The following is a 5,271-nucleotide window of genomic DNA, read 5'->3' as shown; positions in this document are numbered from 1 at the left end:
TCAGTCTGTAGAGCGACCATAAGACCAGAACAGAGTAAATCTGTTAAGGCAGGTGCGAAAAATCCTTCGGGAAAGAAGCAGAAACCCAAATCGTGAGGTTTGGGAATCGCCGTCCGTTTTACGGCGGCGAGGATGTCAATTTTATTTATTCACGAGATGGCAATACTTACAGCGATTCTGGTATAATTTTACTCTATGCAATGATGGGTTTTTCTGTGCTTTTTGTGTTTTTAGCTGTTGAGCCATCCTGGAAACCCTCTCTAAATCTCCACTGCCTACTTAAAGACTATTAGTAACCTTCTGTCTTTCTCCCCTTTTTACCCCAGAGTGTTGATCAAAATGTTTGTGTACTTTTGTTAAAAAGAAAAAGTTTTTTTGACAAAAAGAACAACTTGTGCTAGAGGATAAATCTCTAACTTGGCAAAAATTCCCCGGACTAGAAGCTGATCGAGGATAGCGATCGAGCGTTATAATCGAGCCATTACCCCGCGCTCCCGGTCGGGGAGGTAAATCGATGACAACCGCTCTCTACGAGGAAGATTTTGTTCTCTGGACGGAAAAAACCGCCGAACTGTTAAAGCGAAAAGAGTTTGACCTGGTGGACTGGGAAAACCTGATCGAAGAGGTGGAGTGCATGGGAAAAAGTGACAGACGGGCTGTAGAGAGTTTGTTAACTCAATTATTAATCCATCTCCTGAAACTATCCTATTGGGAATCGGAAAAAGAACGGAATGCCCGTCATTGGCTCGAAGAAATCGCCAATTTTAGGGTTCAATTGGAAAGAAAGGTAGATAGTCCGACTCTCGCCAATCACCTGCGGGATACTTTCGAGACAGCCTACTCCGATGCCAGAAAAACCCTGATCAGAGCTAGAATCGTCGATAAAAATGCGATTCCCCTAGAGTCTATATTCACTCTCGAACAGGTATTAGACGGGGATTGGTTCCCCATCGATATCGAACCTTTTCTGGAAACCCGCCCATAAAAAAATTTTCGCTATTTTATCCCAAGTAAACTAACTTTATTTACCATAGAAATAGAGAGTTTTCCTAGTAATTAGCCTCCTGAGGATAACTACCTGAGATCGATCAAAATGGGATTTAATAAAAATAAGGCCGCATGACTAGCCATTTCTGCTGATAAATAAATCTTTTTATATTTAATAATCCCCGTTTCTAGAAAAGAATCCCTTAACATTGCTTTTGTCCCACTATTAAAATCCGCTTCGTAAAAAACTTCTTTAATTCCCGAAGAAATAATTAGTTTTAAACAGGAAATACAGGGTTCTAAAGTAACGTAAATACTAGCTCCTTGGGTAGAAATACCGTGTTTGGCCGCTTGAGCGATCGCATTAGCTTCGGCATGAATTGCTCTAGAGGGAATTTCTCCGGATTCTCGACAGGTTCCCAAACCGGGATAACAAAAACCCTGGGCAGTACAATGAACCGTTCCCGATGGCGAACCATTGTAACCCGTGGCTAAAACCTGCCGATCTTTGACAATTACCGCACCGACGGGAAAAGCTAAACAGGTGGATCTGGTGGCGGCTAATTTAGCGATCATTAAAAAATATTCGTCCCAAGTCGGTCTTTTTTCTTCAGAGTTGATCACGGTTTCATACCAAGCTAGAAAAAGCAAAAAAGAGGGGGTTCTCTCTGATAGCTTATCATTAGTTGACCTCTAAACCAATTAAAGCACCACCCTGACCATCGATCACGTGGCCAATGTAGTCACCAGCCTCTTCTAACTGCTCACTGGTTAAGGCATAGCATAAAAACTGAAAAAAACTCGAAAAATTAATAATAATTTAAAGAATTTGACGCTGGAGAATAATCAGATTTTGGCTGATAGCTAAACCTTGACGGCTGGCAAAATAACAGAAATTCTTAAGAAGCTAAAGGGTTTAAATCCCCAGAGAGAGCATTGTAGAATGAAGCGGTTAGTTATCTACTAGAAGATAGGACTTTTCCGTCCCAGCGAAACAATTCTATTCAAATCTTTAACCCAAATTGCCAAGGAGACTGAGTTTTAATGTCTGTTAATTTTCTGGGAGTTGGTTTGTTTCACCCTCTCCTTACCCCTTATCTCGCCCTCCATATTCCTGACGGCTTTTTGAGTCCATCGGTGAGTCTATTTACTTGGATAATTGCCGTCGTCCTGATTGGCTTTTCTCTCAAAAAAGTGCGCGGTCACTACGCTGAACGGGCTGTACCTTTGATGGGAGTTTGTGCCGCCTTTATTTTTGCCGCCCAGATGATTAATTTTCCCATTCCGGGGGGAACCTCCGGACATTTATTAGGGGGGACTCTTGCGGGGGTTTTACTCGGTCCCTGGGCGGGTTCTTTGGTGATGGCGGTGGTTTTTATCGTTCAAGCTTTATTTTTTCAAGATGGCGGTTTAACGGTTTTAGGGGCGAATATCGTCAATATGGGTTTGCTCGGCACGTTTGGCGGTTATTATCTCTATCTAGGGATTAGGAAAGCCCTCGGTTTTCATAGTTGGCGCAGTATGGCGATCGCTGTTGCCCTGGCCGCTTGGACAAGTGTGGTGGTGGGCGCGTTGGCTTGCGCCCTGCAATTGGCTTTATCGGGGACTGTACCGCCTTTAGTCGCCCTTTTTGCCATGTTATCTTGGCATATCCTCATCGGCATCGGGGAAGCGGTGATTACCGTTTTCGCTGTCGGTTATATCTGGCGAACCCGTCCCGATCTTCTCTACGATCCGCCCCATTCCGTTAATACCTCTGTTCCCCCTTCCTACGCTTCTCGTCAATAGACCTCTTGTAAAAATCAAAAATTGTTGTTAGGGTCAGGAGTCGGTCGTCAGGAGTCAGGAGAATTAAGAATGAATAATAATCAATTAAATGGTCTATTTAAGGATTTTATGCAATTTAATCCTTATTTTTACCGTTTTTGAACCCTCAAAAATTAATTATGCAAGAGGTTTAATAAAGATTAGCCCATGAATATTCGCAGAAATAGCCAATTTTTTCTGATTGGTCTGGTATGTTCCCTAATTATCGCCGTTTTTCTTTCTCCCTTTGCCAGTCCCGATCCCGACGGACTCGATCGAGTGGCGGAAGACTTGCAATTTAGCAAAAAAGAAGACCCTAACGCCCTAGGTAGTCAATTACCTTTCGCCCGAATTTTTGATGGTTATGCCCTCAAAGGTGTTCCCGAAGGTGTCGCCACTCCCCTCGCCGGTTTTCTGGGAACTCTTGCCACTTTCGGCATCGCTTGGGGTATCGGTAAATTAGTGATTGCAAAATCCCAAAATCAGGAGTAAGGAGATAGGAGTCGAGAAGTGGGGACGTGGGGACGTGGGGACGTGGGGCATTTAGCTGAAATTTCCCTAAATCCCTATATCCCTAAATCCCTAAATCCCCTTTCTAACTGATAACTGATAACTGATAACTGATAACTGGATAAATGTTACACATTGCCACTTTTTCTCGCGAAAATGAGCGCCATAATTTCGGTTTTTGGCAGAGACTCGCGCCCCATACCCGGGTTTTAGTTACTCTTTTGTTAGTTTTTGCCACAGCCTTAACGCCGAATGGTAGCTGGGAAACTTGGGGTATTTACGGATTAGGATTAATTATTTTAATTCTGATCAGTCGGGTGGCTATTCCCGTACTTTTACAAAGAGTAGCGATCGAATTTGTCTTTATCGGTGTGGTTTTATTGGGAACCCTTTTTCGCGATGGCGGGGAAATTCTTTGGTCTTGGGGATTTTTGCGGGTAACTAGCGAGGGATTGCTGGTGTTAGGCAGTGTGGCCCTAAAAGCTTTTCTCTGTCTTTGTACGGTCAATATTCTGGTTTTAACGACAGCAATTCCCGACCTGTTGCAAGCATTAGTTACCCTGAAAACTCCCCCTTTATTGGTGGCAATTTTGGCTTCTATGTACCGTTATCTAGCTGTTTTGATCGCTGAATTTAATTCCATGCGAAGGGCAGCAATTGCGCGCAATTTAATGAGTAGTCCCCGATGGCAACGGCTGCTAGTGGGACATATAATCGGCGCTTTATTTATCCGTACCTACGAACGTGGCGATCGCATTTATCAAGCCATGTTATCGAGGGGTTACACCGGTTCCTTGCCCTCTGTACAGGTTCCCCAAAGCAAGCTGAAAGATTATCTCGCTATAATTTGCATAGTAATTCTGATCCTCTGGGGTCAAATGGTACATCTACTCAGGTAAAAGTCTCGTTTTTCATGCACCACAACCCGATTTTTATTGAAAACCTAGTTTATACCTATCCTGACGGCACAGAAGCGTTAAAAGGTATTAATTTAGCCATTGAAGCTACGGAAAAGGTAGCTTTGGTCGGGGCAAATGGATCGGGAAAATCCACCTTATTACTGCATTTTAACGGTATTCTCCCGCCGCAAACGGGTAAAATCACCGTCGGTCCTTACCAAGTTAAACCGGAGAATTTAGAAAATATCCGCAATTTTGTCGGTTTAGTCTTCCAAAACCCCGACGATCAGCTATTTATGCCCACTGTCTGGGAAGATGTGACTTTTGGACCGATGAATCAGGGAATTCGCGGAGAGGATTTAAACCATCGCTGTCATCATGCTTTACACGCGGTGGGATTGGATTCCCAGCATTATGGTAAGAGAAACAGTCAGAATCTATCGGGGGGTGAAAAAAAACGCGTGGCGATTGCGGGGGTTTTAGCCATGTTGCCGCAGGTCTTAGTTTTTGATGAACCTAGCGCCCAACTAGACCCCCGGTCCCGTCGGCAATTAATACAACTGTTAGCCACTTTACCCCAAACCCAAGTGATCGCTACCCACGATCTCGATCTGGCTTTAGAATTATGCGATCGCACGGTTGTTTTAAATCGTGGTCAGGTGGTGGGAGAGGGAGAAACCGCTAAGATTTTAAGTAATCGGGAATTTTTGGAACAACACGACCTGGAAATACCCCTTTGTTATAGTCGTCCCTACTGTGCGATCGCTGATGCGCCCTCACAAGTCAGTGATCAGTGATCAGTTATCAGTTATCAGATGTGAGTTTTCAGTTCACCGATTACTGTTTACTGGACGGCTACGCCGTGCCTTTGGCAACACTGAAAAAAAGCTCCCTTTTCCCCCCTCATAGACAGTCTTAACGAGTGATTTAGATAGGGCTTGCTGAATAAATCTAAAAACCTTGTTGGGTAAGACTTTTAGACTTTTTGTCAATCAAAAAGTACCAGTTGTGGGAGAGATAGGGGGAAAATTCTGGGACTTTTTCTCTGAAAATTAGGTAATTGACCAGA

Annotated in this window: 6 protein-coding genes; 5 read left to right on the top strand and 1 reads right to left on the bottom strand. The window is 43.8% G+C overall.

Features of this window, described 5'->3' with window-relative positions; translation table 11 throughout:
* Positions 1 to 514 precede the first annotated feature (514 nt).
* Positions 515 to 985: a DUF29 domain-containing protein gene (locus tag O9295_RS18740; protein WP_288034459.1), complete on the top strand. Its 471-nt coding sequence runs from the start codon at positions 515 to 517 to the stop codon at positions 983 to 985.
* A gap of 89 nt (positions 986 to 1,074) precedes the next feature.
* On the opposite strand, the gene O9295_RS18735 is transcribed toward O9295_RS18740, so the two are convergent.
* Positions 1,075 to 1,611 (bottom strand): deoxycytidylate deaminase, encoded by a 537-nt coding sequence (locus O9295_RS18735; protein ID WP_072927358.1) that lies wholly within the window; start codon positions 1,609 to 1,611, stop codon positions 1,075 to 1,077.
* Between the two features lie 420 nt (positions 1,612 to 2,031).
* On the opposite strand from O9295_RS18735, the gene O9295_RS18730 reads away from it, so the two are divergent.
* The 4 genes from O9295_RS18730 (at position 2,032) to O9295_RS18715 (ending at position 4,999) form a co-directional block, all read left to right on the top strand.
* Positions 2,032 to 2,775 carry an energy-coupling factor ABC transporter permease gene (locus O9295_RS18730; protein ID WP_147069572.1) on the top strand — a complete coding sequence of 248 codons (744 nt, stop codon included), beginning with the start codon at positions 2,032 to 2,034 and terminating at the stop codon, positions 2,773 to 2,775.
* Between the two features lie 186 nt (positions 2,776 to 2,961).
* Entirely contained in the window at positions 2,962 to 3,285 is a 324-nt protein-coding gene (locus O9295_RS18725; protein ID WP_002796648.1) for a PDGLE domain-containing protein, read from the top strand.
* Positions 3,286 to 3,428: 143 nt separating this feature from the next.
* Complete coding sequence (gene cbiQ / locus O9295_RS18720; RefSeq protein WP_288034455.1) at positions 3,429 to 4,202, top strand: cobalt ECF transporter T component CbiQ; 774 nt, start codon at positions 3,429 to 3,431, stop codon at positions 4,200 to 4,202.
* Positions 4,203 to 4,216: 14 nt separating this feature from the next.
* Positions 4,217 to 4,999 carry an energy-coupling factor ABC transporter ATP-binding protein gene (locus O9295_RS18715; protein ID WP_002761800.1) on the top strand — a complete coding sequence of 261 codons (783 nt, stop codon included), beginning with the start codon at positions 4,217 to 4,219 and terminating at the stop codon, positions 4,997 to 4,999.
* Positions 5,000 to 5,271 lie beyond the last annotated feature (272 nt).

Origin of the sequence: Microcystis sp. LE18-22.4A (genome assembly GCF_027531105.1) — a bacterium.
In the GTDB taxonomy this organism is placed as follows: domain Bacteria; phylum Cyanobacteriota; class Cyanobacteriia; order Cyanobacteriales; family Microcystaceae; genus Microcystis; species Microcystis aeruginosa.
The sequence above is the reverse complement of the archived record's forward strand: the minus strand, read 5'-3'. Positions and strand labels throughout refer to the sequence as shown.

Bases quoted from the DNA above. Each gene is read 5' to 3' on its own strand.
- O9295_RS18740 (WP_288034459.1), top strand. From the start codon at position 515: ATGACAACCGCTCTCTACGAGGAAGATTTTGTTCTCTGGACGGAAAAA.
- O9295_RS18730 (WP_147069572.1), top strand. From the start codon at position 2,032: ATGTCTGTTAATTTTCTGGGAGTTGGTTTGTTTCACCCTCTCCTTACC.
- O9295_RS18725 (WP_002796648.1), top strand. From the start codon at position 2,962: ATGAATATTCGCAGAAATAGCCAATTTTTTCTGATTGGTCTGGTATGT.
- cbiQ (WP_288034455.1), top strand. From the start codon at position 3,429: ATGTTACACATTGCCACTTTTTCTCGCGAAAATGAGCGCCATAATTTC.
- O9295_RS18715 (WP_002761800.1), top strand. From the start codon at position 4,217: ATGCACCACAACCCGATTTTTATTGAAAACCTAGTTTATACCTATCCT.